Source organism: Streptomyces chattanoogensis (genome assembly GCF_001294335.1).
In the GTDB taxonomy this organism is placed as follows: Bacteria; Actinomycetota; Actinomycetes; order Streptomycetales; family Streptomycetaceae; genus Streptomyces; species Streptomyces chattanoogensis.
The window spans coordinates 17421-40308 of sequence record NZ_LGKG01000169.1; the positions used below are offsets into that span (position 1 = coordinate 17421).

Consider the following 22888-nt stretch of genomic DNA (forward strand, 5'->3'; position numbering starts at 1 on the left):
GCCCGCAGGCCTTTCCCTCGCTCGCACTCCCCCGTCACGCACTCTCCCCGGTCCTCACTCCCAGCGGAACGCCCGCTTCGCGCCCCAGCCCAGAACGAGGGCCCAGACCGCCGTCACCGCCAGGTGCGGCCAGTCCGGCCAGTCACCGGCCGCCGCTTGGGAGAGCGCCTGCGACCCGGCGCCGAACGGCAGCAGCTGGACGATGTGCTGCAGTGTCTCCGGCATGGACTGGACCGGTGCCCACACACCCGCGGTGAACATCGACGGGAAGAACACCGCCGTGCCGAGCACCTGCGCGACCTTGGCGGTACGCGCCACCGAGCAGAGCACACAGCCCAGCGCGAGCGCGCTGCCGAGGGTGAGGACCAGCGCCAGCGCGTATCCGAGGAGCTGCCGCGGCAGCCGCACCTCGAACGCCAGCCGCCCGACGGCCAGCGCCAGCACCGCCGAGCCCAGGGCGGCCGCGCCGTGCAGCGTGATCTGCGCCCCGAGCAGCGCCCCGGGCCGTACCGGCGTGGTCGACATCCGGCGCAGAATGCCGCGCTCCCGATAGCCCGTCAGCAGCGGCGGCATCGCCTGTATCCCGGCCATGATCATGGCCACCAGCAGCACCACCGGTACGTACAGATCGACGGCCCGGCGGCCCCCGAGCGACGGATCCGCCTCCCGGAAAGACGGAATCATCCCGAGGATGCCCAGCAGGACGGCCGGGAACAGGCCGACCCAGAACAGCGTCCCCGGCTCGCGCCGGAACAGCCGGGCCTCGGTCTTCAGCACGGCGAGGTTCGCGGACATATCAGGCCTCCTGCGGGGTCGGGGCGGTCAGCTCGGTCAGGTCGAGAAAGGCGTCATCGAGCGTGGCGTCGCCGACCCGCAGCCGGTGGGCGGTGATGCGGTGCCGGGCGAGCAGGGAGATCACCGCGTCGACGGTCGCGTCCGTCCCGCGGATCTCCAGCCGCCCCTCGGCCTCCCCACCGCCCCGCCCGCCGGCCGGTGCGACGGACCCGAGCCCGGGCAGCGCCGCCAGCTCGGCCGGATCCAGCGGGGCGGACGGAGTGAAGGAGACGACCACGGACTGCGCGGACCGCCCGATCAGCCCCGCCGGGGTGTCCAGCGCGGCGACCCGGCCCCGGTCGATCACCGCGATCCGGTCGCACAGCCGCTGCGCCTCCTCCATGAAATGCGTGACCAGCAGCACCGTCACGCCCGCGGCGCGCACCTCCTCGATCAGCTGCCAGGTGTCGCGGCGGGCCCGCGGATCGAGCGCGGTGGTCAGCTCGTCGAGCACCACCACCCGGGGACTGCCGATCAGCGCGAGCGCGATGAACAGCCGTTGTTTCTGACCGCCGGAGAGCCTGCCGAAGCGCGCGGAGAGATGTTCGGCGAGCCCCAGCCGGCCGGCGAGCGCCCGCCAGTCGGCCGGGCGCGGATAGCAGGCTGCATACAGCTCCAGCGCCTCGCGCACGGTGAGCTTGGGCTGCAGCTCGCTCTCCTGGAGCTGACTGCCCAGGATCTGGGTGACGCGGTCGTGGTCACCGACGGGATCGAGCCCGCCCACCCGGACCGTCCCGCCGTCCGGGACCCGCAGCCCTTCGATGCATTCGACGGTCGTCGTCTTGCCCGCACCGTTCGGGCCGAGTATGCCGAAGATCTCCCCCTCCGCCACCGTGAACGAGACATCGTCGACCACGGTCCGGCCCCCGTAGACCTTGCGCAGTCCGCTGACTTCGATGATTGCCATACGCCGAGGATCCGCGCGGGGCACCCCGCGCCACATCGCCCAGGACGCTCGAAACGGCATCAGCCGATCGGTTGACCGGGCCCTACGACCCGCGGGGCCGGGGAGCGGTTACGCCGTCCGGATGGTGTTCATCCGAAGAACGCCGACGCGCGGGCGCCGGTCCTCCGATCCTCGCATTGCGTACTCATCATAAGAAAACGCAACAGATCTGACGCAACGGATCTCATGGATCCGGATCACCCGCAACAGATCTGACGCACCCGGATCACCCGCAACACATCTCCAACCGATCCACCAGCGATCCACCACCGACCCCGGCGGATGTGCACCGAGCACTCCTCTCCCGCCGGGATCCGACCGAAAGTGAGGGGCCATGGCTGCGACCAAGGTCATGAAGTTCTGGGCAGTTCTCCTTGCCGTACTCGGCAAGCTGCTCGCGTCCTTGGGAGTCTCCGCCCATGCCTCGGCGGCCCGCCGGGAGGCCACCCTAGACGGACCGGCCCCGCGCACCGCGCCCCCCACCATCGCCCGCCCGCGCACCGAGCCCGCACCGGCGCCCCGGTCGGTGCCGCTCTACGGCCAACTCGGCCATGCACAGCGCGGGTTGCGGCGGGGGCTCTCCTGCCCGCTGCCCCCGACCATCAAGCAGCGCATCCGCGCCGAGGCCCATGGCGCCTCGCCCACCTCCCGCAGCCGGCTCGCCAGCGGCGCCGAGCCGCCGCTGACCGCCCCCGCCCGGGCCGCGCTGCACACCGCCGCCGCGCACGAGTCACGCGCCGCCATCCCGGCGGCCCGGAGCCGCGAGCCGTCCTCCTGCCCGGCCTGACCCCCGTCCGGCCGGGCCGAGGAGAGGCGGCCCGGAAGGATGACGGCCCGGCGGTGTACGGTGCGCATGCCGTACACCGCCGGGCCTGTTGCATGCCCGGACCGCGCCGGCTCGGGGGGAGCCGGTGGCCTGGCCGGGGCACGTCTTCTTCGTACGGAGCGGGGGCACGCGCAGGGCGTACCCGGGACAAAGTCCGCTGCGTACGGACCGGAATCACGTCGTGCCGGCGCTCGTGCCCCGGCGGCTCACCCGTCCTTTCCGGCGTGGCCGCTGCGGATGTCGAGCCACGTGCGCCAGAGGGTGCGGCGGTCGCCGGCGGGGTGGGCGAGGACGATGTCACCGAAGAGGGCGGAGCCGGTGACGCGGATACGGGGCGTGGAGGCCTCCGGCCCGGAGTGCGGGCGGGTCAGGTCGCGGACGCTGCCGAAGAGGCTCGTGCAGTCGGACTCGACCCGTACGCCCTCGGGGAACAGCAGATGGACATCGCCCAGGAACGCACGGGCCACGATGGTCGGTTCGCCGGCCGTCGGTGCCGGGGACGCGCGCAGATCCAGGGTCACATCGCCGAGGACCGCGGTCGCCTCCAGGCCACCCTCCAGCCCGGGGCTGTGGTGGGTGAGGTCGTCGAACAGCGCACGGAAGACCCGCCGGCCGGCCGGGGAACCGGGTGCGGGAACCGCCGCCGGGGCGGGCAGATCCGCACCGACGCTCGCCAGCTCCTCGCGGGTACGGGCCAGGTAGGCCGCCTCGCAGCGCTCGGCCAGCTCCTCCAGGGTCAGCCGGCCTTCCGCGGTGGCGGCGCGGAGCCGTTCGACCATGTCCTCGCGCTCGGCGTCGGAGGCGCGTACGGGGGAGGGGGCGGGCGCCGCGGCCGGGTCCGGATGCGAAAGCCCCAACTGCTTCTGCATATCGGGTCGTCGGCTGTCCGGCATCGTCACTTTCCTGCCCTCTTCCCCAGCGCCACCAGCGCGAACAAGGCCTCCGCGCCACCGACGACCGCCAGGACCAGGCCCACCTTGTGCAGCGACACGAACGGCGTCTCCACCTGCTGTGTGGTCAGCCACAGAATCACGCCGACGATGGCCAGAAAGACGCCGGCCGCAATGCCCTTCATCGGTTTCCTCGTCCCTTGGGGTGGTGGTGGAGCGGGGTGTTCGGACACCAGCTTCCCCGTCCGCCAGGCGCATTCGGATCGTCCCCAGGTAGGCAATTCCGCTCCGGCCACTGCCACTTTCTATGTAGTTCTCCGTACTCCTCTGCTCTGCACTGCACTTCCACTGCACTTCCCGCTGTGCCGGGTTGCGCACGGCTACGAAATCCCCTGCTGCTGAGCCAGAATCGCCGCCTGCACCCGGCTCCGCAGTTTCAGCTTCGACAGAATCCGGCTGATGTGTGTCTTGACCGTGCCCTCCGCCAGATGGAGGGTTTTCGCGATGGCGCTGTTGGCCAGCCCTCGCGCTATACAGGCCAGCACCTCCAACTCCCGTTTGGTCAGGGTCTCCAGGGCCCGCACCGTCGCGTCCGGGAGTGTGACCGCCGGCGGTGCCTGCGCCGCGAACTCGTTGATCAGCCGCCGGGCGATCGCGGGGGTGAGGTACCCGTCGCCGTGGGCCACCTCCCGTAGCGCGCCGATCAGCACCGCGGGCTCCGCGTTCTTGAGAAGGAATCCGCCGGCCCCGGCCCGGAGCGCCCCGAAGACGTACTCGTCGATGTCGAAGGTGGTCAGGACCAGCACCCGGGCGAGGCCGCGCTCGACGATCCGGCGGGTCGCGGCGACCCCGTTCAGCACCGGCATCTGCACATCCATCAGCACCACATCGGGACGGAGTTCACCGGCCATCCGGACCGCCGTCTCGCCGTCCCCGGCCTCACCGACCACCGTGATCCCCGGATCGGTCCCCAGGACCAGGACGAGTCCCGACCGCACGGCGGCCTGGTCATCGGCGACGAGTACCCGAACGGCACGGTCGCCGCCCGCCGATGTCTCCATTTGCGCTCCTCAGGGCCGTTCGGGCGGGTGCCGTACGGAGCACGAGCAGCGGAGCAAGTACGGCCCGGCCCTACGGAATTCGACCCCAAGGACGCTAGTCCGGTGCGTCATCGAATCCCCGTACCCGCCGAACGAATTCCGTTCCTCCCCCGTACATCGAACTATGCAGCCGCGCTTCGGCAGGAGGGAGGACGCGGTTCCGCGGTTTTCCGGCCGGCTCAGCCCACGGCAATCGGATTGACATAGGTGCCCGGGTGGGTGGCGCCGCTCTGGTCCAGGATGGCGCCGCCATAGGGCCACTTGAGCGTGAAGTTCTTCTTCTCGTTCGGCGGGGTGATCAGGACCGTGCCCGGCTCGACCTTCTTGTCGTCGCCGTTGACCGAGGGGAGGAGCGCCATGGTGAACGAGGCGTGCGCGCCCGGCTTCAACTGCAGGGTGACGGGCTTCTTGGCGGAGCGCGGGAGGTCGAGGGTGCCGCCGTCCTTGCCCTTGATCTGGACGCCCGGGAATCCGCCGAGGGTGCAGGTGCGGCTGCCGGTGTTCTTCAGCCGGACGGTGGCGGTCTGCTGCGCGTCACTGTGCATGTCCGGGCGGCCGCCGCCCCAGCCGGCCTGGAGGGTGTCGGTGGTGCAGCGGGTGCTGCCGCCGCCGTTGCCGCTGTTGTTGCCGCCGTTCCGGCCGGAGGAGATGTTCTGGGCGGGGGTCGTGCCCTGTCCCTTGGCGGAGCCGTCCTGGGACGTCGGCGCCTCGGGGCTGTCCTTGGCGGGGGAGCGGTCGTCGGTCCGCACGCTCCCGGCCGGGGATGCCCCGGCGTCGGCCTTGCCGCCCTCGCAGGCGGTGAGCGCTACGGCGGCAGCGGCGGCGATCAGGGTGGCGGCAGCAGCCTTGCGGCCGCGGCGGAGCGTGATGCGGTGCGACATGTGTCCCCCTCAGGGCTTCGGGCGGTGCGCCCGGTGCGTGACGTTCTCCCGGTCTGGAAACCAGGCTGTCCGGGGGCGTTGGTGATCGGCTAACAGATCGCTAACGCCTCCCGGTGACCGTGGCAGGGGGAGGGCCTCCCACGGGTGCCACGGGTGCCACAGGTGTCAGGGGTGTCAGGGGTCAGATCCGTCCTTCGATCGGCGTAGCAGTGCACGACTGCCGCGCCGTATCCGCGCTGCTGTGATGCACTTTCCAAGCGTCATTGACGAGGCGAAGGACCATGACAACCGCGAAGGGACTCAGCTGATGCGAGCGAGTGTCGGTGACCGACTCCATGTGCACAGCCGCGTGGTGGGGCTGGACCAGCGGCAAGGCGAGATCATCGAGGTACGTGGGCCGGACGGCGAGCCGCCCTATGTGGTGCGGTTCTCGGACGGTCACGAATCGCTGGTCTACCCCGGGCCCGACTGCCTCATCGAACCGAGGACGGACGGCGAGTAGACGCCGGCGGCCCCGCCGTGGGAATGGGACGGCGGGGCCGCTGGTCACTCCTGGCCGGAGGCGGTGGTCAGGCGTTGAGGGTGGTGATGTTCCACCAGCGCTCGGAGGCCAGGTCGAGTCTGATCGGGACGGGCTTGCCCGTTTCGCGGTGGAGCAGGGCGTCGTAGGAGCGCTCCGGGAGGGGGCGGGTCGTCCACGGCCGGCCGTCGTGGCCGTTGTCGGGGACGGAGGGGATGGTGATCTCCGGGGCGCTTGCCAGGTCGGCCTGGGTGACGCCGTCGGGGACCTGCTCGAGGGTGATGATCTGCTCGAAGTGGGGGCGCTTGACCAGGCGGTGGGCGATATGGGCCTCGCTGCCCTCGCCGTAGATCAGGTAGGTGAGGTGGGGCGGGAAGTCCTCCTGGCTGAACGGGCGGAAGTTCAGGACCTGCTTGATGCGGGCGGTGAACTCGCCGGAGAGGGGCTCCCAGATCCGGTCCTCGCCGTTGCCGGTCTGGGTGACCCGGTCGAGCCGGGCCCGGTACTCGGTCACGGAGCCGTCGCCGATGGGCGGCAGGACCATGTCGACGGTGTTGCGTACGGCGTGCCAGCTGCCGGGGCGGTCCGCGCGGTCCTGGAGGTACGTCTCGACGATCTCGGTGGGCAGGTCGTACTTGAGCACGACCTGGTAGGCGTGCTCGGCCATGCCGAACATGGCCAGGTGATAGCCGTGGATCACCTGCCGCCCGGCCAGGATGAAGGAGTGGACGGAGGGGGCCTCTCCGTCGTGGTCGTGGTCGTGGCGGTGCTGGGCGTTCATACGGGTTCGGTGTCCTTTCGGGGGCAGGGATGAGGGGCAGGCGCGAAGGGCCTGCCCCTTGGAAAGAGCTATTGACGGATGCCTGCTGTGCAGGTGCACGACACGGGCGGAGTCACGCGAACAGAGGGCGCATCATCGGGCGCCGGGGTGAATCCGGCAGCTCACACCTGCCGGCCTGTCGTCTGGGAGGAGTGGCCGCCGCGCCCCGGAGAACGGCGCACGGGCGGGTCCCGCTCAGAGCACCAGCCGCTCCGGCATCGGCTGCTCCACCCCGTCCAGCTCCAGCGTGCAGCGCGGAGTGGTCGGCACCAGATGCGGCTCCCGGACCAGGACCCGGAACGGGTGGACGGGCTCGCCGGGCAGCTCGCCGTTGAGGACGTTCATGCCCCGGCCGTGCTGCTTGCGGTAGGCGACCACCTTGCCGTTGACCAGCAGCTCTATCTCGCCCTCCCGGCTGGGACCGACGTTCACGGTGATCGAGTGCCCCTCCTGATCCACATGGAAGTGGTGGCTCCGGCTCATGACACGCCTCCGACCTCGTCGCGCATACGTCCACATTCGCCACGTACATCCCGGACGCGCGTCCGGCACGTACGTCCAGCATCCAGGATCCGGCGTTCAGGTCAAAACGGATATGGAGTGGAAATTCACCGAGAGCAGTGCATGTCTGTGCATGTCTATGCGTACCCGTACCTCCCGGACCTCCCAAGAGTGACAATTGGGTCGGGAAGGCATGTGCGGGAGACGACGATGAACGGCTCCACGAAGGGCTCGGTGAGCGGTTCGGCGGGCGGTGGCCCGGCGGGCGGCTCGATGGGCGGCGGCTCGATGGGCGGGTCGGTCCGTCTCGGACGGGTGCTCGGGGTGCCGCTGCGGATGCACTGGAGCGTGCCGCTGCTGGTGGTCCTGTTCGCGTACGGGCTCGGCCACCGCACCCTTCCCGTGTGGACCCCCGGGCGCCCGGCCGTCGTCTACGCCGTGGCCGGGGTGGTGGGGGCCGCGCTGTTCATGGGCAGCCTGGTGCTGCACGAGACGGCACACGCCGCCACGGCCCGGCGCAAGGAGATCTCGGTCGAGGACGTGACGCTGTGGGCGCTGGGCGGGATGACGCGGATGGGGCGTCCCAAGACCGCCTCGGCGGCCTTCCTGGTGGCCGTCAGCGGGCCGCTGACCAGCCTGGTCATCGGCGGTGCCGCGCTCGGTGCGGGGATCGGGCTGCACGCGCTGGCCGGCTGGGCCGACGTCCCCGCCGTCGTACTGCTCTGGCTCGGCTGGGCCAATCTCTTCCTGGGCGTCTTCAATCTCCTGCCGGCCGTACCGCTCGACGGCGGCCGGGTGGTGCAGGCGCTGCTGTGGTGGCGGATGGGCGACCGGGAGCGCGCCGATATGACCGCGTCCCGGGGCGGCCAGGTGACCGGTGTGCTGATGGCGGTCGGCGGCTGGGTGCTCCTCCTGCGCGGGGCGCCGGTCGGCCTCTGGGTCGTCTTCATCGGCCTCTTCATCATGGTCGTGGCCGGGGCGGAGCGCCGGCACGCCGCCCTGCACACCGCGCTGCGCGGGGTCCGGGTGTCCGAGACCATGACCAGCCTCGTGTTCACCGGCGCCGACTGGCTCACCGTCCAGCGCTTCATCGACGAGGTGGCCGTGCACTCCCGGCACTCCGTGGTGCCGCTGACCGACTTCGACGGGCGTCCGAGCGGCATCGTGCAGATCCGCAGGCTGGCCGCGGTCCCGGCGGCCGGCCGGGAGACCGTGCGGGTGCGCGAGGTGGGCATCCCCCTGTCCCAGTGCGCGGTCGCCGCCCCCGACGATCTGCTGACCGAGGCGCTGGACCGGATCAGCCTGCGGACCGGGATGCGGATCCTCGTCGTCGACGCGGGGCATCTGGTGGGCGTCGTCACCGGCAAGGACGTCTCCCGGCTGATGCAGCGGCACACGCTCGGCGGCAGAGCGCAGGGGGAGGAGAGCGAGGAAAGGGGGGACACGGATGAGGGGAGATGAGGCGGCGATGCGGTATGTGACGGTGACCGCCCTCAGTCATACGGGGCTGATCCGCGACCACAACGAGGACAGCCTGGTCGTCGGCCCCTGGACCCTGTGCGGCACGGTGACCGAGAACCCCCAGACGCTGGTCTTCCCGCTCGTCCGCCCCCTCGTCGTCGCGGTCGCCGACGGTATGGGCGGCCAGCCCGGCGGCGAGGTGGCCAGCGAGTTGACTGTCCGTCAGCTGGCCATCGTCGGTGCCACCCTGGACTCCGAGGACGTGCTGCGGGACGCCCTGAACGTCTGCAACCAGGCGGTCTACGCGGCGGCCGACCGCAACCCGGCCCTGACCACCATGGGCACCACCGTCGCCGGTGTCGTCGTCCTCCCGGAGTCCGTCCTCGCCTTCAACGTCGGCGACAGCAAGGTCCTCAACGCCACCCCGGACGGCCTCGAGCAGCTGAGCGTCGACGACAGCCCGCCCGCCGTCCCCGGCCACCGCACCACCTCGCTCATCACCCAGTCCCTGGGCGGTGCCGTCCACTTCACCCCCGTCACCCCGCACATCACCGCCACGCCCCTGTCCCTCTCCGGCCGCTATTTGGCCTGCACCGACGGCCTCACCGATCCCGTACCGGAGGAGACTCTCGACGATCTGCTGCAGGCCCACGGCAGCAACAACGGCAAGGCCGCTTTCGAGCTGTGGAAGGCGGCGATCGAGGCGGGCGGCCCGGACAACATCACGCTGGCGCTGGTGGGAGTGGCGGAGTAGGTCCCGAGCCCCAGCGCGGGACGTATGTAGCCGACCGCACGCTGGCAGAGCCCCTGCGGAGGCATGAGGGAGCCCCGTCCGTCTGCCGTGGAAATCGGCAGACGGACGGGGTGTTGTCACACGGTCCAGGAGTCAGCCGGATCGTCCAGCCACACCCGTTCGCCCTTGGCGGTCACGGTCAGACCGAACCGCGATGGGTCCGGCCGGCCATGGCCGGCCCGCCATCGGAACGCGGCCTCCACGTCGTCCCACAGCCGGCGGGGGCCGCATTGCCAGACGCGCGCCGTGTCCCCGTCCCGGAACATGCAACACGCCCGGGACCGGTCACTCAGGCTGTAGAACCAGACCGGCCGGACGCCGTCGCTCTTCTCCGCCGTTGGTTCAAGTCCTCCTGCAGCGGCAACGGCGGTTCCTGCGTTGAGATCGCCGCCAACCTCGTAGCCTTGCGCGGGTGTCGGCGGCAAAGGCCGGACGTTCGACATCTTCTGAGCCACCCGGCCGACGGGCCAGAAAGAAGGGCCTGCCCGCGACCACCGGCCGCGAGCAGGCCCCGCACCCACCCCCCTCAGAGGGCCGGGCTCACTTCTTGAAGCCGTAGTCCATCAGCTTCTTCGCGGACGCCGTGCGGGCGGCCACGGACGAGTCGGCGAGGACCGTGCCGATGACCGTCTTGCCGTTCCGCGTGGCGGCGAAGACCAGGCAGTACTTGGCCTCGGGGCCGGAGCCGGTCTTGACGCCGATGGTGCCGGAGTAGCTGCCGAGCAGGTTGTTGGTGTTGGTCCACTCCATGTAGCGGTAGCCGCCGTTGGAGGTCGTGACCTTCTGCTTCGTCGACTTCGTCTTCACGACCGTACGGAACGTGGAGTACTTCATCGCGCTGCTGGCGAGCTTCGTCAGATCGCGCGGCGTCGAGTAGTTGGCACCGTGCCCTATGCCGTCGAACGAGTCGAAGTGCGTGTTCGTCAGACCGAGGCTCTTGGCGGTGGAGTTCATCTGCCCGATGAACGACTTCACGCGCGCGTCCCGGGTCGTGCCGGTGCCGAACTTGTCGGCGAGCGCGTAGGCCGCGTCGCAGCCGGACGGGAGCATCAGCCCGTAGAGCAGCTGGCGGACGGTGACCTTGTCGCCGACGATCAGACGGGCCGACGAGGCCCAGTCGTTGTTGACGATGTAGTCGCTGTACGCCTTCTGGACCGTGACCTTGGAATCCAGGTCGAGGTTCTTCTGCGCGAGCACCACCCGGGCCGTCATGATCTTGGTGGTGGAGCCCGTGGAGCGACGGGTGTCGGCCGCCTTGGTGTAAAGAGTCCTGCCCGTGCCGTTGTTCATCACGAACCCGCCCTTGGCGGTGATCGTGGGCGCCGCGACGGTGGCGGCCTGCGCCGGAGCGGTGAAGGCCCCGGCCGAGAGGACGGCGCCCGCGGTGACGGCTACCGCGGTCGCGCGGCGGAAGCCCTTAATGCGGATTTTCAATCGAATACTCCCAATACCCCTGCAGTGCGGTCACCGGCAGTGCGGTCGCGTGCAGCGCGATCACCTGCGGTGCGGCCGCACACAGAGCGGTCAGATGCCGTGCGGTCAGATGCAGAGCGGTCGGATGAGAAGGCCGCTTGCTGGTGAGACGCTCGAGGACGGCCGATGGATGCGCGCGGTCCGCAGAATTTTCCGGCACCGGGCCGGGCTTCCCGCCGCATCGGCACCCGGCGCCCACAGCCGGGCCGGGCGGAACCCGTCCCCCCTCCTGCACGTCTTCCGGCGTGTTGGCGTTGACGGTCCGTGGAGGAATCCGGTGGAGCACAGGATGTTGGGGGAGCGCTACGAGCTGGTGGAGCAGCTCGGGCACGGCGGTATGGGCACGGTCTACCGGGCCGTCGACCACCGGCTGCGCCGTACCGTCGCCGTGAAGACCCTCTCCGCCGAGCTGGCGCTGCAGCCGGAGTTTCTCACCCGCTTCCAGCGCGAGGCGCATGCCGCCGCCGCGCTCAACCACCCCGGGGTGGCCACCGTTCACGACGTGGGGGAGGACGATGCGGGCGGCGGCGTCGAGCCGTATCTGGTGATGGAGTACGTCGAGGGCCGCACGCTCAGCCGGGTGCTGAACGACGGAGCGATGGCGGTGGCGCAGGCCGTCGACATCACGCGTCAGGTGCTGCAGGCCCTGGAGCACAGTCACCGGCACTCCATCGTCCACCGGGACATCAAGCCGGCGAACGTCATGCTCACCGGTACGGGCACGGTCAAGGTCGTCGACTTCGGCATCGCCAAGGCCCTCAGCGAGGTGGCCACCCGGCTGACCGGGACCGGCGTCGCGGTCGGCACGCCCGCCTATCTGGCCCCGGAGCAGATCAACGGGCACGAGACCGACCACCGCACGGACCTGTACGCCGTGGGCTGTCTGCTGTACGAGCTGCTGACGGGGCGTCCCCCGTACACCGGCGACTCGCCCTTCTCCGTGATGCACCAGCACCTGGCCGCGGAGCCGGTGCCGCCCTCCCGGCTCCGCCCGGAGCTGCCGCCCGCCCTGGACGCGGTGGTCGTCAAGGCCCTGAGCAAGGACCGGGAGGACCGCTTCGCGGACGCGTCCGCGATGAAGACGGCGGTCGGGGAGGCCGCCGGGGACGGGCCGGCGGTTCCGGTGCGGACGCCCGCCAGGACGCCCACGCGGACGCCCACGACTGTTGATCCGGCACCGGCAGCCGTGGGCTCCGCACCGGCAGCAGTGGTCTCCGCGCCGCCCGCCGTGGATCCCGCGCCCGCGGACCCCTCGCCGCCGCCCGCCCGCCGCCGGTGGGCCAGAGTCGTCTTCCACCCCACGGCCGAGGGCGCGGTCGCGCTGCTCGGCTGTGTGCTGTCCGCGGCGGTCTCCCGTACGGACATGATCGAGGTCGGCCAGTTCGACCGCGTCGCCCTGCTCGCCGCCGTGGCGGGGGCGGTGCTGCTGCTGTGGTCCGCGCGGCTCGCCTGCGCGGTGGCCTGGGGCCCGGTGGCGGAGGCCGTGGCGGCGTGGTCCCAGCTCTCCCGCGGCTATGTCGGCTGGGAGACCCGCTACGTCATGATCGCCCTGGTCCTGGGCATCGTCGGCGCGCTGTGCCTCGCCGCCGGGTACCGGGACGAGCGCTCGGGCGGATTCGCGCTGGTGGCGTTCTGGTTCACCGCGCTGACAGCCGTCTGGTTCTTCCTCGACGATCTGCACAAGATCGGGGTGTTCTATGTGCTGCTGCTGGGCGTGACGCTCGCCGTGGGGGCGCAGGTGCTGAAGGCCCGGACCCGGCCGGCGGCGGCCGATGCGGCGCACCGGCGCTGAGGCCGGCCGACGCCCGGCCCCGGCATCCACCGCACCGGACAATCCGTCCTAACCTGGATAAATGGACGGCGACTTGCTCACCCTGGCCGTCTGCGGCGATGTGATGCTCGCCCGTGGCATCGACCAGATCCTTCCGCATCCCGGAGATCCGGCGCTGCGGGAGGGGTATGTCCGCGACGCCCGCGTGTACGTCGAGCTGGCGGAGGCGGTGAACGGCCCCATCCCCCGCCCGGTCGGCTACTCCTGGCCGTGGGGCGACGCGCTGGCGGCGCTCGAGGACGCGGCGCCCGCCGCCTGGGTGATCAATCTGGAGACCAGCGTCACCCGGCACGGCACCTACGCACCCGGCCAGGGCATCCACTACCGGATGAACCCCGCGAACCTGCCCTGCCTGGCCGCCGGCCGCCCCGATGTCTGCGTACTGGCCAACAACCACGTCCTGGACTTCGGCCCCCTCGGGCTGGCGGAGACGCTCGAGACCCTGGCGGGCGCGGGGCTGCGCACGGCCGGGGCGGGCGCGGACGCCGAGGCGGCGCGTCAGGCGGCGGCGGTCCCGCTCGAAGGGGGCGGCCGGGTGCTGGTCTGTTCCTTCGGGATGCCGTCCAGCGGGATCCCGCGCACCTGGGCCGCGACCGGAAACCGCGGCGGGGTGGACTTCGTGGCCGGGCCGTCGGCCACCGCCGCGGCCGCGGTGACCGGCCGGATACGGCAGCTGAAGCGGCCGGGCGATGTGGCGGTGGCCTCGGTCCACTGGGGTACCAACTGGGGCTATGCGGTCTCCCGGGAGCAGATCGCCTTCGCCCATGCGCTCGTCGACGGCGGCGTGGACGTCGTGCACGGGCACTCCTCGCACCACCCCCGCCCCCTGGAGGTCCACCGGGGAAAGCTGATCCTCCACGGGTGCGGCGACTTCATCGACGACTACGAGGGCATCACCGGCCACGAGCACTACCGCGACGATCTGCGCCCGCTCTACCTCGCCGCACTGGAGCCGGACACCGGCCGGCTCCACGCTCTGCGGATCGTCCCGCTGCAGGCCCACCGGATGCGCCTGCGGCACGCCTCGTCCGAGGATTCCCAGTGGCTGCGGGGGCTCTTCGACCGGATGAGCAGCGGCTTTCGCCCGTGCGACGGCACAGGGGCGGAGGGCGTGCTCACCCTCCGCCCGGGTGCGCCCTAGCGCCCCGCGATCGCCTCGGCCAGTGCGAGGATCCGGCGCGCGTCCTCGACGTGCAGGTTCTCGATCATCCGGCCGTCGACGGTGACGACGCCGCGGCCTTCGCGCGTGGCCAGCTCAAATGCGTCGATGATTTTCTGGGACCGCTCGATCTGCTCCTGTGAGGGCGCAAAGATCCGGTTGCACGGCTCCACCTGCGCAGGATGGATCAGCGTCTTGCCGTCGAAGCCGAACTGCCGCCCCTGGATGCACTCGGCCTCGAACCCCGCCGCGTCCTTCACATCGTTGTAGACCCCGTCCAGGATCGTCTTCCCGGCCTCCCGGGCGCCCAGCAGCGCCAGCGACAGCCCCGTCAGCAGCGGCGCGCGCCCCGGGACGTGCTCGGCGTGCAGTTCCTTCGCCAGGTCGTTGGTGCCCATCACCAGCACGGTGAGCCGTTCGCTCGCGCCGGCCACCGCCCGCGCGTCCAGCATCGCCCGCGGGGTCTCGACCATCGCCCAGATCGCCGTACGGTCCGGGGCCCCGGCCGCCTCCAGCGCCCGCTCCACCTCCCGTACGGTCGCGGCGGAGTCCACCTTGGGCACGACGACCGCGTCCGGGCCGGCCTCGGCGGCGGCCCGCAGATCGTCGGCGTGCCAGGCGGTGCCCGGCCCGTTGACCCGGATGGTCACCTCGCGGTGGCCGTACTCCCCCGAGGCCGCCGCGGCCGCGACGCGCTTGCGGGCATCGGCCTTGGCGTCGGGGGCGACCGCGTCCTCCAGGTCGAGGATCAGTGCATCGGCGGGCAGCGACTTGGCCTTCTCCAGGGCGCGTTCGTTGGCACCCGGCATGTACAGCACGGAGCGGCGCGGCCGCAGCATCGCATCGGTCATGGGTCCTACTCCTTCTCGGCTGCCGCGTAGGCGTCGCGCAGCTCGGGGTCGCGGGCGGCCAGCGCGTCCGCGAGCCCGACGACCACCTGGCACTGCTTGTACGTGGCGTCGTCCTGCATCTTGCCGTCGATCATCACCGCGCCGGTGCCGTCGCCCATGGCCGCGATGACCTTACGGGCCCAGGCGACATCCGCGGGCTCGGGCGAGAAGACCTTCTTCGCGATGCCGATCTGCACCGGGTGCAGGCTCCAGGCGCCGACGCAGCCCAGCAGAAAGGCGTTACGGAACTGGTCCTCGCAGGCGACGGTGTCCTTGATGTCGCCGAACGGCCCGTAATACGGCAGGATCCCGTGCGCCGCGCAGGCGTCGACCATGCGCGCGATGGTGTAGTGCCACAGGTCCTGCTGATAGGTGGCCCGGGGGGCCTCGCCATCCGGGCCGTGCGGATCTTCCCGTACGAGATAACCGGGGTGCCCGCCGCCGACCCGGGTGGTCTTCATCCGGCGGCTGGCCGCCAGGTCGGCGGGCCCCAGCGAGATGCCCTGCATCCGGGGGCTGGCCCCGGCGATCTCCTCCACATTGGCGACACCGGTGGGCGTCTCCAGGATGGCGTGCACCAGGATCGGCCGCCGGACCTGCGCCTTCGCCTCCAGCTGCGCCAGCAGCCGGTCGACGTAGTGGATGTCCTGGGCGCCCTCCACCTTCGGCACCATGATCACATCCAGCTTGTCGCCGATCTCGGTGACCAGCGTCAGCAGATCGTCCAGCGCCCACGGCGAGTCCAGGCTGTTGATCCGGGTCCACAGCTGGGTGCCGCCGAAGTCCGTGGCCCGGGCGATCTCCACCAGGCCGGTACGCGCCGCCTCCTTGCGGTCGGCGGCGACCGCGTCCTCCAGATTGCCGAGCAGTACGTCCACGGTGGGGGCGATGGACGGCACCTTCGCCGCCATCTTCGCGTTGCCCGGGTCGAAGAAGTGGATCATCCGGGACGGAAGGAACGGCACTTCCCGCACCGGTGCCGGCGCACCGACGGCCAGCGGGCGGAAGAAGTCCTTCGGAGAGCGCATGCAGTCTCCCTGGTCGGATCGAGGGGTACGGTCACGGCCGGGCGTCCGGCGGTGCCATCCGGCCACACTCTAGGCGCGCGGCGGCGGCGACGTTACCGGGCAGTATGTGTGCCGTTGGTCACGGACGGCGAGGGTGCGGCCCGGCCGGTGCGACCAGTGCGGCGCCGATGAGCACGACCACCGCGACGAGGCAGCCCCATGCGAAGCTGTCGCCGATCCGGTCGTAGACCGTGGTGACGCCGGCCGTCGGCACCTGGGCCACCATCGTCTGCCGCCCGGTGGTGAAGTAGTCCGCCGTCGCCAGCACCTGTCCCAGGTGGTCGTACGCGGTCGACACCCCCTCGGCGTCCTGGCGCGCCACCGCGTATCCGCTCTCGATGGCGCGCAGTGCGGCCTTCTCGGTGTGGGCGCGTCCGTACTCCTGCCAGTCGTGCGAGGGGACGAGCATGATGTCGGCGCGGGTCCGCATCATGCCGGGGAAGTCGGCGTCGTAGCAGATGACATTGGCGAGCCGGCCGTACGGCGTGGCCGCCACGGGGACGCGGCCGTCGCCGGGGGCGAAGGGCTCCGAGCCGGGGATGGGGTGGGCCTTCTGGTAGGTCCACAGGACGGTTCCGGCGGGGCCGATCAGGAGCGCCTCGTCGCGGCCGGGGCCGGCGGTGCTGTACACCTCGACGCCGATCTCCAGGTAGATCCGGGACCGGCGGGCCTCGGCACGGGCCGCGGCGATGGTGGCATCCTCGTCCGCCGCCAGGGTTTTGACGGCCTCTTCGGGCCAGACCACGATCTTCGCTCCGGCGCCGGCCTCCCGCCGGGTGGCGGCCAGCAGGCTGTCGCGCACGGCGGTCAGGGCCGGTACGAGCTGCGCGGGCGGGGCGGCGGCGATCTCGCGCCGCCCGCCGGATATCCGCGCGATCGCCGCCTTCTGGGCACGGATCAGCGACGCATCGGCGGTGACACCGGCGATCCGTACGGCCGGTGCCCCGGGCTGGGCGAAGGCGAGCCGCGCACCGCCGCCGAGGACCACAGCCAGCAGGACGGCGGTGCAGGTGACGACGCTGCCGCGCACCGAGCGCCATGAGGCCGCCTCCCAGGCCCGGTTGACGACGGCGGCGCACCAGGCGATCAGGAAGCCGATCCCGTAGGAGCCGGTGACCGAGATGACCTGGAGCAGGGGCAGATTCCCGTACTGCGTGACCGCGAGGGCGCCGTAGGCGGTGCCGAACGGGGACAGCAGCGTGATGAGGAACTCGGCCCCGGCGAGCGCCGCGGGGAAGGTGAGCAGCGCCATCCAGGGGCGCAGCCGGCCGGTCAGCAGCCGGTCCAGGAGGAAGGGGAGGGTCAGCAGCGCGGCCAGGGCGACCGCTCCCCCCAGGGTGACGGGGCTGAATCCCATCTCCGACTCGAAGAGCCAGAAGGCCGCGGCGGCGATGTTGGCCGCCCACACCCACAGCGCTCCCGACCAGGCGCGGCCGGTACGGGTGAAGCGCAGCAGGAGGACCGGGAAGATCCAGGCCGCGGCGGCGATGTCCCAGCGGCCGCCGACGGCGAAGAGCTGTGCCGTGGCCCCGGCGGCCAGCAGTGCATGGCGCCGCCAAGTCGGCGGCGTGGGCCGGTTGTTGCGCAAGGTGGTGTTGCCAGCGGTGTTCATGCGATCCGACGCTAGAAGTGCGCGCGCACCCGGTCCGTCGTCCGGACGGCCGATCTCCCGCGGACCCGCGCAACTATGGATGCGCGGATCGCTCCGTCCTCGCGGGGATCCCGCCGGTCCCGCTCGTCGCTAGCCTTGGCGGCCGGAGATCACCCCGCGGACCCAGAGGCGACGGCACAGACCCAGAGACGGCGGCACAGACGCAGAGATGACCACACAGACCACGGCAGCCCTGCGCGACGCCCACCGCCGGTTCGCCGGCCGGCCCTGGTTGGCCGACCTCGCCCTCGGCGGCGGGCTGACCGTGTTCGACATGGCGACCCTGCTGGCGAGGGACCCGGCACCGGGTCCGGCCGGGGTGCTGCTCTGGGGACTGCAGACCGTCCCGCTCTTCTGGCGCCGCCGCTGCCCCCGCACGGTCCTGGGCGCGATGACCGCCGTCTTCGTCGCCTTCGAGGTGCTCGACCCGGTCGCGGGCAAGACACCGGGGCCGTATCTGCTGATCTTCGGCGTGTACGCGCTCGCCCGCTACACCGCCTTGCCCGTCGGCCTGACCGGGTCCGCGCTCTCGCTCCTCGCAGCGGTGGCGACGGACCTGCTCAGCGGGCGGACGGGGCCACCCCAGCCCGGCTCGCTGGAGCCGATCACCGCGACGACGTTCCTCGCCTTCTACGGTGTCGCCTGGCTCCTGGGGCACGGCCGGCGGCGGCTCGGCATCCAGGCCGCCCGGCTGCGCGACCTCAACGCCCGGTTGCGCGCGGAGCAGGAGATCAACGCCCGGCAGGCCGTGGTCGCCGAGCGCGCCCGGATCGCCCGCGACCTCCACGACGTGGTCGCCCACCACGTGAGCGCCATCGCCGTACAGGCGCGGGCCACCGAGGAGGTGCTCGAGGACGCGCCGCGGGGCGACGGCCGGAAGGGCGTGGCGCGCATCGCGGAAACCGCCGACACCGCGCTCATCGAGATGCGCCGCATCCTCGGACTGCTCACCGCCGGGGACGAGGCCATCGCCCCGGAGCCGTCGCTGGCGCACCTCGACCGGCTGATCGCCGCGGCCGAGGCGGCGGGCTGCCGGGTGACCGCCCGGCTGGACGGCCCGGCGGGTGCGATTCCGCCCGCGGTCCAGGTATCGGCGTACCGGATCGTGCAGGAGGCGCTGACCAACGTCCTCAAGCACGCCGGCCCGGCCGACACGCTGATCGCCGTACGGCAGGAGTCCGCGGCGCTGACCATCGAGGTCGTCAACGGGCCGGTCGTCGACGGGCGGGCCGTCACCGGGAGACCGGCCGCCGACGACCGTCCCGTACCCGTACCCGTCCCCGGCTCCGGCCGCGGTCTGATCGGCATCCGCGAACGCGTCGCGGCCTTCGGCGGCACCGTCCGCACCGGCCCGCATCCGCGCGGCGGCTGGCAGGTCCTGGCCACCCTCCCCCTCCCGCTCGGCGAGGTCCCCGGAAAGGCACCCGCGTGACCATCCGTGTGCTCATCGTCGACGACCAGGAGATGGTCCGCGACGCGCTGCGCGCCGTCATCGGCCGCCGCGACGACTTCTCGGTCGTCGGCGCCGCCGCGGACGGGGAGCAGGCCGTCGCCCTGGCTCGCGACCTGACGCCCGATGTCGTCGTCATGGACGTCCGGATGCCCGGCATGACCGGCGTCGAGGCCACCCGGCAGATCCTCACCGCCTGGCCGCACCCCGGCCCGCCGCCCCGCATCCTCGTCCTGACCACCTTCGACCTGGACGAGTATGTGCACGCGGCCCTGCGCGCAGGCGCGAGCGGCTTTCTGCTGAAGAACAGTCCGCCCGCCCAACTCGCCCAGGCCATCCGCGTGGTGGCGGACGGCGAGGCCATGCTCGCCCCGAGCGTCACCCACCGCCTGATCGGCGCCTTCACCGCCCTGCCCGCCGGACTGGTGCCCGGTGCGCCCCGCCCGCCGGCCGGCCGCAACCGCCTCCTGGACACCCTCACCGCCCGCGAACTGGAGGTCCTCGTGCTGGTCGCACGGGGCCGGTCCAACCGCCGGATCGCCGACGACCTCGGGCTGACCCAGGCCACCGTGAAGAGCCGGGTCAACCGCATCCTCACCCGGCTCGGCCTGGACAACCGCGTCCAGGCCGCCCTGCTCGCCCACGAGGCGGGCCTGCTGTCTGCCGGGCCCCAGGCAGACCCGCACCAGTAGCACGCCGGAGTCCGACCGCAGCGGCTCCTCCCACCGGCGTCCTCCACCGGCTCCGGTCAGTCGCGTACGACGGCGAAGGGCCCGCGCCCCTCGGTGCCGTCCGGCAGCCGCCATCCGGCCGTGACATGTCCCCGCATCTGCGCCGGGCCCGGGGCGGCGCCGTCCTCGTCGGACCGGCCGGGATCCAGCACGCGGTTCACCCGGAGGGCCAGCTGTCCGGCGGCGGTCTCCACCACGAGATCCGTACCCCGCGGCCCGCTGTCCACGACCGTGGACCGCAGCGCCGCTCCCCGCCCCGTCTCCCCCGCGAAGGACCTGGTCACCGACCGGTCCGGGGTGTTACTGAGGCTCTGGGCCTGCGGCTCGGCGTCGCCCTGGAGGAGGGCGTACAGCTGCGCCACGAGAACCGGGTCGTGGGTCCCGTCGTAGACCCACCGCTTTCCCAGCGCCTCGTGCTCCAAGGTGCCGATGAGCGCCTGACCGGCCCCCTCGAGCGGCGCTCCCCGGTACGTCATCGGCACCAGATAGACGACCGGCCGCCCACCGGACCCATCGGCGACGGCCATGAACTCGATCCCGACCTCGCCCTCCGGGTCATCGAGCCGGAACCCGCCGGCCTTGGTCAGCTCCGGCCGGCCGGTCCCCGTGCCCGTGTACCAGGGCTGCGCGGGCAGCCATGGCGTCAGAAGCTCCAGTTTGCCGGGCTTCAGCGTGACGTGATGAATGGTGGCCATACCCCAGAACCCTTTCCTGCGACCGCACTTACCCCGGCCATCCTGCCGCCACGAGCGCCTGGTTCACCGGGCGCCCTCCTGGTCGAATGTCCCGGGCACCGGCAGGTTGTCCCAGCGGCTGACGGGCCAGGCGATGACCACCGCACGTCCGACGACGAGGCCCACGGGAACCATCCCCCGGCCGGGACCGCGCTGGTGGTAGCGGGAGTCCCAGGAGGCCTGCCGGTGGTCACCCATCACCCAGATGTGCCCGCGGGGCACCGTCACCTTGAACTGACCGTCGCGGTCGGTGCTGCACGCGGTGTTGCCGGGGAAGACATAAGGCTCTTCGAGGGCCTTTCCATTGACCTTCAACGGCCCCTTCCCCTTGCACTCCACCGTGTCGCCGCCGACGCCGATGACCCGCTTGATCAGGTTGTTCTCGTCGGCGGACGGCATCAGGCCGATGAGGGCGAGGCCCTTCTGGAACACATCGGGCTGCGGTTTCGGCTCTCCGGCCAGCCAGTTGGCCGGATCGTGGAAGACGACGACCTCACCCCGTTGCGGTTGCGAGCCGAACCAGGGAGTGAGTTTGTCCACGAGCACGCGGTCGTCCTGCTCCAGCGTTTTCCGCATGGAGCCGGAAGGAATGGAGAACGCCTGCAGCAGAAACGTCTTGATGAGCAGGGCCAGCACCAGGGCAATGCCCACGAGGAGGGGCAGCTCCTTCCAGAAGGAGCGTGCTCGCGCTCCCTTCTTCTTGTGCTTCTTCTCGGGACGCTCCTGTGCACCCTCGTCCACCGGTCGCGAAGTTGTCGCCATTCCCCCACATCCACTGGTCACCGCTCGGGACAGGCCCGGACGGCCGGCACCCGCCGTGTTCTGCGCCGGTCGTGCGCCCTTCCAGTTTGTCGGAGACATTCCCGATGTGCCGCAAGAGCACCCCATGCTCGCGCTAGTGTGCGAGCGTGAGCCTTCATGTCGTCGTAGGATTCGGGCCCGCCGGAGCGGCCACCGCTCGACTGCTGGCCGGAAAGGGCCACTCGGTACGGGTCATCACCACGTCGGGCCGAAGCCCGGAACCCGGCATCGAGCACCTGGCGTTGGACGCGACGGACAGCAGGCGACTGACCGAGGCCGCGCAGGGCGCGGCCGCGATCTACAGCTGTGCCGCACCGCCCTACCACCGCTGGGCGAGTGAGTGGCCGCCGCTGGCCTCGTCGGTCTGTGCCGCGGCCGAGGCGACCGGCGCGGTCCTGGTCATGCTGGGCAACCTCTACGGCTACGGTCCGGTGGACGGCCCCATGACCGAGGACCTGCCGCTCGCGGCCACCGGCCCCAAGGGGCGGGTGCGTGCGGCCGTCTGGGAGCAGGCACAGAAGCTGCATGAGCAGGGCCGTATCCAGGCGGTCGAGGTACGGGCCTCGGACTTCTTCGGCCCCGGCGTGACCGACGGCGGCCACCTGGCCGCACGGGTGATGCCGCGCCTGCTGCGCGGCAGGCCGGTCACCACGCTCGGGGATCCGGACGCCCCGCACAGCTGGACCTATCTCCCCGACGTGGCCGGGGCCCTGGTCGAGGTCGCGGGCGAGCAGCGGGCCTGGGGACGGCCCTGGCACATCCCGACGCAGCCCGCGCTCGCCACCCGGGAGATGGTCGACCGCCTCGCCGCCCACGCGGAAACGGGCCCGGTCGCGGTACGCAGGCTGTCGCCGGCCGTACTGGGCCTCGTCTCGCTCTTCTCCCCTCTCCTCCGCGAACTCAAGGAGATCCGCTACCAGTTCGACCGCCCGTTCGTGGCCGGTACGAGCGCGTACGAAGCCGCATTCGCGCTGCGCGCCACCCCCGTCGACGAGCAGATCAAGGCGACGGTGTCCTGGTGGCGCGAGCGCCTGGCCACCACCGGGTGACGACGGGCTGTCAGCCGCGTCCGGTGAACTGCTGCCCGACCCCGAGTCGGCGCAGGTCGGCGAGGACCTTCGGGTCCTGGGCGTCGAGCCAGTCGCAGAGCTGGCGGAAGGAGACCAGGCGGACGTCCTTGTAGGTGCCGCCGGCGATGTGCTTGATGGTCTCCTCGACGGCGTCCATGTAGATGCCGCCGTTCCACTGCTCGAAGTGGTTGCCGATGAAGAGGGGGGCGCGGTTGGTCTCGTAGGCCCGGCGGAAGCCGGCGATGTAGGCGTCGGTGGCCTGCTTGCGCCAGCCCGGGTAGTTGGCGGGCGGGGCCTTGGTGGAGTTCTTGGACTGGTTGTACAGCATGTTGTAGTCCATCGAGAGGACTCCGAGGGGGAGGCCGGCGAACGGTATGGACTGGAGCGGGAAGTCCCACAGGCCCTGCTTCTTGGTGGGCCAGACCTGGAGGCCGCCGGGCGAACTGGCGTCGTACCGCC

The 22888-nt window shown here is 71.6% G+C and carries 25 protein-coding genes and 1 pseudogene; 10 read left to right on the top strand and 16 right to left on the bottom strand.

Annotated features, from left to right (window positions below):
• Positions 1-54: 54 nt before the first annotated feature.
• Both ADL29_RS31940 and ADL29_RS31945 read right to left on the bottom strand, forming a co-directional pair.
• Positions 55-795 carry an ABC transporter permease gene (locus ADL29_RS31940; protein WP_053927031.1) on the bottom strand — a complete coding sequence of 247 codons (741 nt, stop codon included), beginning with the start codon at positions 793-795 and terminating at the stop codon, positions 55-57.
• A 1-nt stretch (position 796) separates the two neighbouring features.
• On the bottom strand, positions 797-1741 hold the full coding sequence (locus ADL29_RS31945) for an ABC transporter ATP-binding protein (protein WP_053927032.1): 945 nt from the start codon (positions 1739-1741) through the stop codon (positions 797-799).
• Positions 1742-2114: 373 nt separating this feature from the next.
• Between ADL29_RS31945 and ADL29_RS31950 the strand changes: the two genes are divergently transcribed.
• Positions 2115-2567, top strand: a complete 453-nt coding sequence (locus ADL29_RS31950; RefSeq protein ID WP_053927033.1) for a DUF6344 domain-containing protein — start codon at positions 2115-2117, stop codon at positions 2565-2567.
• A 245-nt stretch (positions 2568-2812) separates the two neighbouring features.
• On the opposite strand, the gene ADL29_RS31955 is transcribed toward ADL29_RS31950, so the two are convergent.
• The 4 genes from ADL29_RS31955 to ADL29_RS31970 form a co-directional block, all read right to left on the bottom strand.
• Positions 2813-3499 (bottom strand): DUF1707 SHOCT-like domain-containing protein, encoded by a 687-nt coding sequence (locus ADL29_RS31955; protein ID WP_053927034.1) that lies wholly within the window; start codon positions 3497-3499, stop codon positions 2813-2815.
• 2 nt (positions 3500-3501) lie between these two features.
• Positions 3502-3681, bottom strand: a complete 180-nt coding sequence (locus ADL29_RS31960; RefSeq protein WP_053927035.1) for a DUF5708 family protein — start codon at positions 3679-3681, stop codon at positions 3502-3504.
• 195 nt (positions 3682-3876) lie between these two features.
• Positions 3877-4557, bottom strand: a complete 681-nt coding sequence (locus ADL29_RS31965; protein WP_053927036.1) for a response regulator — start codon at positions 4555-4557, stop codon at positions 3877-3879.
• Between the two features lie 218 nt (positions 4558-4775).
• The gene (locus ADL29_RS31970; RefSeq protein WP_053927037.1) at positions 4776-5477 is read right to left on the bottom strand and encodes a DUF4232 domain-containing protein; all 702 of its coding nucleotides are present in this window, start codon (positions 5475-5477) and stop codon (positions 4776-4778) included.
• Positions 5478-5784: 307 nt separating this feature from the next.
• On the opposite strand from ADL29_RS31970, the gene ADL29_RS31975 reads away from it, so the two are divergent.
• Positions 5785-5979: a DUF1918 domain-containing protein gene (locus ADL29_RS31975; protein ID WP_053927038.1), complete on the top strand. Its 195-nt coding sequence runs from the start codon at positions 5785-5787 to the stop codon at positions 5977-5979.
• A 67-nt stretch (positions 5980-6046) separates the two neighbouring features.
• Here the strand turns inward: ADL29_RS31975 and ADL29_RS31980 are convergent, their stop codons facing one another.
• Both ADL29_RS31980 and ADL29_RS31985 read right to left on the bottom strand, forming a co-directional pair.
• Complete coding sequence (locus tag ADL29_RS31980; protein ID WP_053927039.1) at positions 6047-6778, bottom strand: hypothetical protein; 732 nt, start codon at positions 6776-6778, stop codon at positions 6047-6049.
• A 234-nt stretch (positions 6779-7012) separates the two neighbouring features.
• Complete coding sequence (locus ADL29_RS31985; RefSeq protein ID WP_053927040.1) at positions 7013-7300, bottom strand: hypothetical protein; 288 nt, start codon at positions 7298-7300, stop codon at positions 7013-7015.
• Positions 7301-7606: 306 nt separating this feature from the next.
• Between ADL29_RS31985 and ADL29_RS31990 the strand changes: the two genes are divergently transcribed.
• The gene (locus ADL29_RS31990) at positions 7607-8779 is read left to right on the top strand and encodes a site-2 protease family protein (protein WP_053927056.1); all 1173 of its coding nucleotides are present in this window, start codon (positions 7607-7609) and stop codon (positions 8777-8779) included.
• A 7-nt stretch (positions 8780-8786) separates the two neighbouring features.
• A complete protein-coding gene (locus tag ADL29_RS31995) occupies positions 8787-9533 on the top strand; it encodes a PP2C family protein-serine/threonine phosphatase (protein ID WP_053927041.1) in 747 nt (248 codons plus the stop codon).
• A 116-nt stretch (positions 9534-9649) separates the two neighbouring features.
• Here ADL29_RS31995 and ADL29_RS45665 read toward each other — a convergent pair.
• Positions 9650-9907: pseudogene (locus ADL29_RS45665) on the bottom strand (methyltransferase domain-containing protein); the annotation flags it as partial.
• Here ADL29_RS45665 and ADL29_RS46845 point away from each other — a divergent pair.
• Positions 9803-10123, top strand: coding sequence for a DUF397 domain-containing protein (locus ADL29_RS46845; protein ID WP_157878624.1), 321 nt, complete (start codon positions 9803-9805; stop codon positions 10121-10123). The pseudogene ADL29_RS45665 and the gene ADL29_RS46845 sit on opposite strands and share 105 nt — an antisense overlap.
• On the opposite strand, the gene ADL29_RS32005 is transcribed toward ADL29_RS46845, so the two are convergent.
• Positions 10113-11006, bottom strand: coding sequence for a D-alanyl-D-alanine carboxypeptidase family protein (locus ADL29_RS32005; protein ID WP_053927043.1), 894 nt, complete (start codon positions 11004-11006; stop codon positions 10113-10115). The two genes, ADL29_RS46845 and ADL29_RS32005, sit on opposite strands and share 11 nt — an antisense overlap.
• 316 nt (positions 11007-11322) lie before the next feature.
• On the opposite strand from ADL29_RS32005, the gene ADL29_RS32010 reads away from it, so the two are divergent.
• Together ADL29_RS32010 and ADL29_RS32015 are read left to right on the top strand one after the other, a co-directional pair.
• Entirely contained in the window at positions 11323-12837 is a 1515-nt protein-coding gene (locus tag ADL29_RS32010; RefSeq protein WP_053927044.1) for a protein kinase domain-containing protein, read from the top strand.
• A gap of 61 nt (positions 12838-12898) precedes the next feature.
• Entirely contained in the window at positions 12899-14017 is a 1119-nt protein-coding gene (locus tag ADL29_RS32015) for a CapA family protein (RefSeq protein ID WP_053927045.1), read from the top strand.
• On the opposite strand, the gene ADL29_RS32020 is transcribed toward ADL29_RS32015, so the two are convergent.
• The 3 genes from ADL29_RS32020 to ADL29_RS32030 form a co-directional block, all read right to left on the bottom strand.
• Positions 14014-14886, bottom strand: coding sequence for an HpcH/HpaI aldolase/citrate lyase family protein (locus tag ADL29_RS32020; protein ID WP_053927046.1), 873 nt, complete (start codon positions 14884-14886; stop codon positions 14014-14016). The two genes, ADL29_RS32015 and ADL29_RS32020, sit on opposite strands and share 4 nt — an antisense overlap.
• Positions 14887-14891: 5 nt before the next feature.
• Entirely contained in the window at positions 14892-15953 is a 1062-nt protein-coding gene (locus ADL29_RS32025) for an HpcH/HpaI aldolase/citrate lyase family protein (RefSeq protein ID WP_046927199.1), read from the bottom strand.
• Between the two features lie 118 nt (positions 15954-16071).
• Positions 16072-17604 carry a nitrilase-related carbon-nitrogen hydrolase gene (locus tag ADL29_RS32030; protein ID WP_053927047.1) on the bottom strand — a complete coding sequence of 511 codons (1533 nt, stop codon included), beginning with the start codon at positions 17602-17604 and terminating at the stop codon, positions 16072-16074.
• A 208-nt stretch (positions 17605-17812) separates the two neighbouring features.
• Between ADL29_RS32030 and ADL29_RS32035 the strand changes: the two genes are divergently transcribed.
• Entirely contained in the window at positions 17813-19075 is a 1263-nt protein-coding gene (locus ADL29_RS32035) for a sensor histidine kinase (RefSeq protein ID WP_053927048.1), read from the top strand.
• Entirely contained in the window at positions 19072-19785 is a 714-nt protein-coding gene (locus ADL29_RS32040) for a response regulator (protein ID WP_053927049.1), read from the top strand. Before ADL29_RS32035 ends, ADL29_RS32040 begins: the two co-directional genes overlap by 4 nt.
• 56 nt (positions 19786-19841) lie before the next feature.
• Here ADL29_RS32040 and ADL29_RS32045 read toward each other — a convergent pair whose 3' ends face one another.
• Positions 19842-20519 carry a maltokinase N-terminal cap-like domain-containing protein gene (locus ADL29_RS32045; protein ID WP_053927050.1) on the bottom strand — a complete coding sequence of 226 codons (678 nt, stop codon included), beginning with the start codon at positions 20517-20519 and terminating at the stop codon, positions 19842-19844.
• Between the two features lie 63 nt (positions 20520-20582).
• Positions 20583-21419, bottom strand: coding sequence for a signal peptidase I (gene lepB / locus ADL29_RS32050; protein WP_425424298.1), 837 nt, complete (start codon positions 21417-21419; stop codon positions 20583-20585).
• A 47-nt stretch (positions 21420-21466) separates the two neighbouring features.
• Between lepB and ADL29_RS32055 the strand changes: the two genes are divergently transcribed.
• A complete protein-coding gene (locus ADL29_RS32055) occupies positions 21467-22408 on the top strand; it encodes an NAD-dependent epimerase/dehydratase family protein (protein WP_053927052.1) in 942 nt (313 codons plus the stop codon).
• Positions 22409-22418: 10 nt separating this feature from the next.
• Here ADL29_RS32055 and ADL29_RS32060 read toward each other — a convergent pair.
• A partial coding sequence (locus ADL29_RS32060) for a polysaccharide deacetylase family protein (protein ID WP_483855170.1) occupies positions 22419-22888 on the bottom strand: 470 nt, incomplete at its 5' end.

Bases quoted from the DNA above. Each gene is read 5' to 3' on its own strand.
- ADL29_RS31955 (WP_053927034.1), bottom strand. From the start codon at position 3,499: ATGCCGGACAGCCGACGACCCGATATGCAGAAGCAGTTGGGGCTTTCG.
- ADL29_RS31940 (WP_053927031.1), bottom strand. From the start codon at position 795: ATGTCCGCGAACCTCGCCGTGCTGAAGACCGAGGCCCGGCTGTTCCGG.
- ADL29_RS31945 (WP_053927032.1), bottom strand. From the start codon at position 1,741: ATGGCAATCATCGAAGTCAGCGGACTGCGCAAGGTCTACGGGGGCCGG.
- ADL29_RS32035 (WP_053927048.1), top strand. From the start codon at position 17,813: ATGACCACACAGACCACGGCAGCCCTGCGCGACGCCCACCGCCGGTTC.
- ADL29_RS32045 (WP_053927050.1), bottom strand. From the start codon at position 20,519: ATGGCCACCATTCATCACGTCACGCTGAAGCCCGGCAAACTGGAGCTT.
- ADL29_RS31960 (WP_053927035.1), bottom strand. From the start codon at position 3,681: ATGAAGGGCATTGCGGCCGGCGTCTTTCTGGCCATCGTCGGCGTGATT.
- ADL29_RS31965 (WP_053927036.1), bottom strand. From the start codon at position 4,557: ATGGAGACATCGGCGGGCGGCGACCGTGCCGTTCGGGTACTCGTCGCC.
- ADL29_RS32015 (WP_053927045.1), top strand. From the start codon at position 12,899: ATGGACGGCGACTTGCTCACCCTGGCCGTCTGCGGCGATGTGATGCTC.
- ADL29_RS31995 (WP_053927041.1), top strand. From the start codon at position 8,787: ATGCGGTATGTGACGGTGACCGCCCTCAGTCATACGGGGCTGATCCGC.
- ADL29_RS31950 (WP_053927033.1), top strand. From the start codon at position 2,115: ATGGCTGCGACCAAGGTCATGAAGTTCTGGGCAGTTCTCCTTGCCGTA.
- ADL29_RS31990 (WP_053927056.1), top strand. From the start codon at position 7,607: ATGGGCGGGTCGGTCCGTCTCGGACGGGTGCTCGGGGTGCCGCTGCGG.
- ADL29_RS31970 (WP_053927037.1), bottom strand. From the start codon at position 5,477: ATGTCGCACCGCATCACGCTCCGCCGCGGCCGCAAGGCTGCTGCCGCC.
- ADL29_RS31985 (WP_053927040.1), bottom strand. From the start codon at position 7,300: ATGAGCCGGAGCCACCACTTCCATGTGGATCAGGAGGGGCACTCGATC.
- ADL29_RS32030 (WP_053927047.1), bottom strand. From the start codon at position 17,604: ATGAACACCGCTGGCAACACCACCTTGCGCAACAACCGGCCCACGCCG.
- ADL29_RS32020 (WP_053927046.1), bottom strand. From the start codon at position 14,886: ATGACCGATGCGATGCTGCGGCCGCGCCGCTCCGTGCTGTACATGCCG.
- ADL29_RS31980 (WP_053927039.1), bottom strand. From the start codon at position 6,778: ATGAACGCCCAGCACCGCCACGACCACGACCACGACGGAGAGGCCCCC.
- ADL29_RS31975 (WP_053927038.1), top strand. From the start codon at position 5,785: ATGCGAGCGAGTGTCGGTGACCGACTCCATGTGCACAGCCGCGTGGTG.
- lepB (WP_425424298.1), bottom strand. From the start codon at position 21,419: ATGTCTCCGACAAACTGGAAGGGCGCACGACCGGCGCAGAACACGGCG.
- ADL29_RS32025 (WP_046927199.1), bottom strand. From the start codon at position 15,953: ATGCGCTCTCCGAAGGACTTCTTCCGCCCGCTGGCCGTCGGTGCGCCG.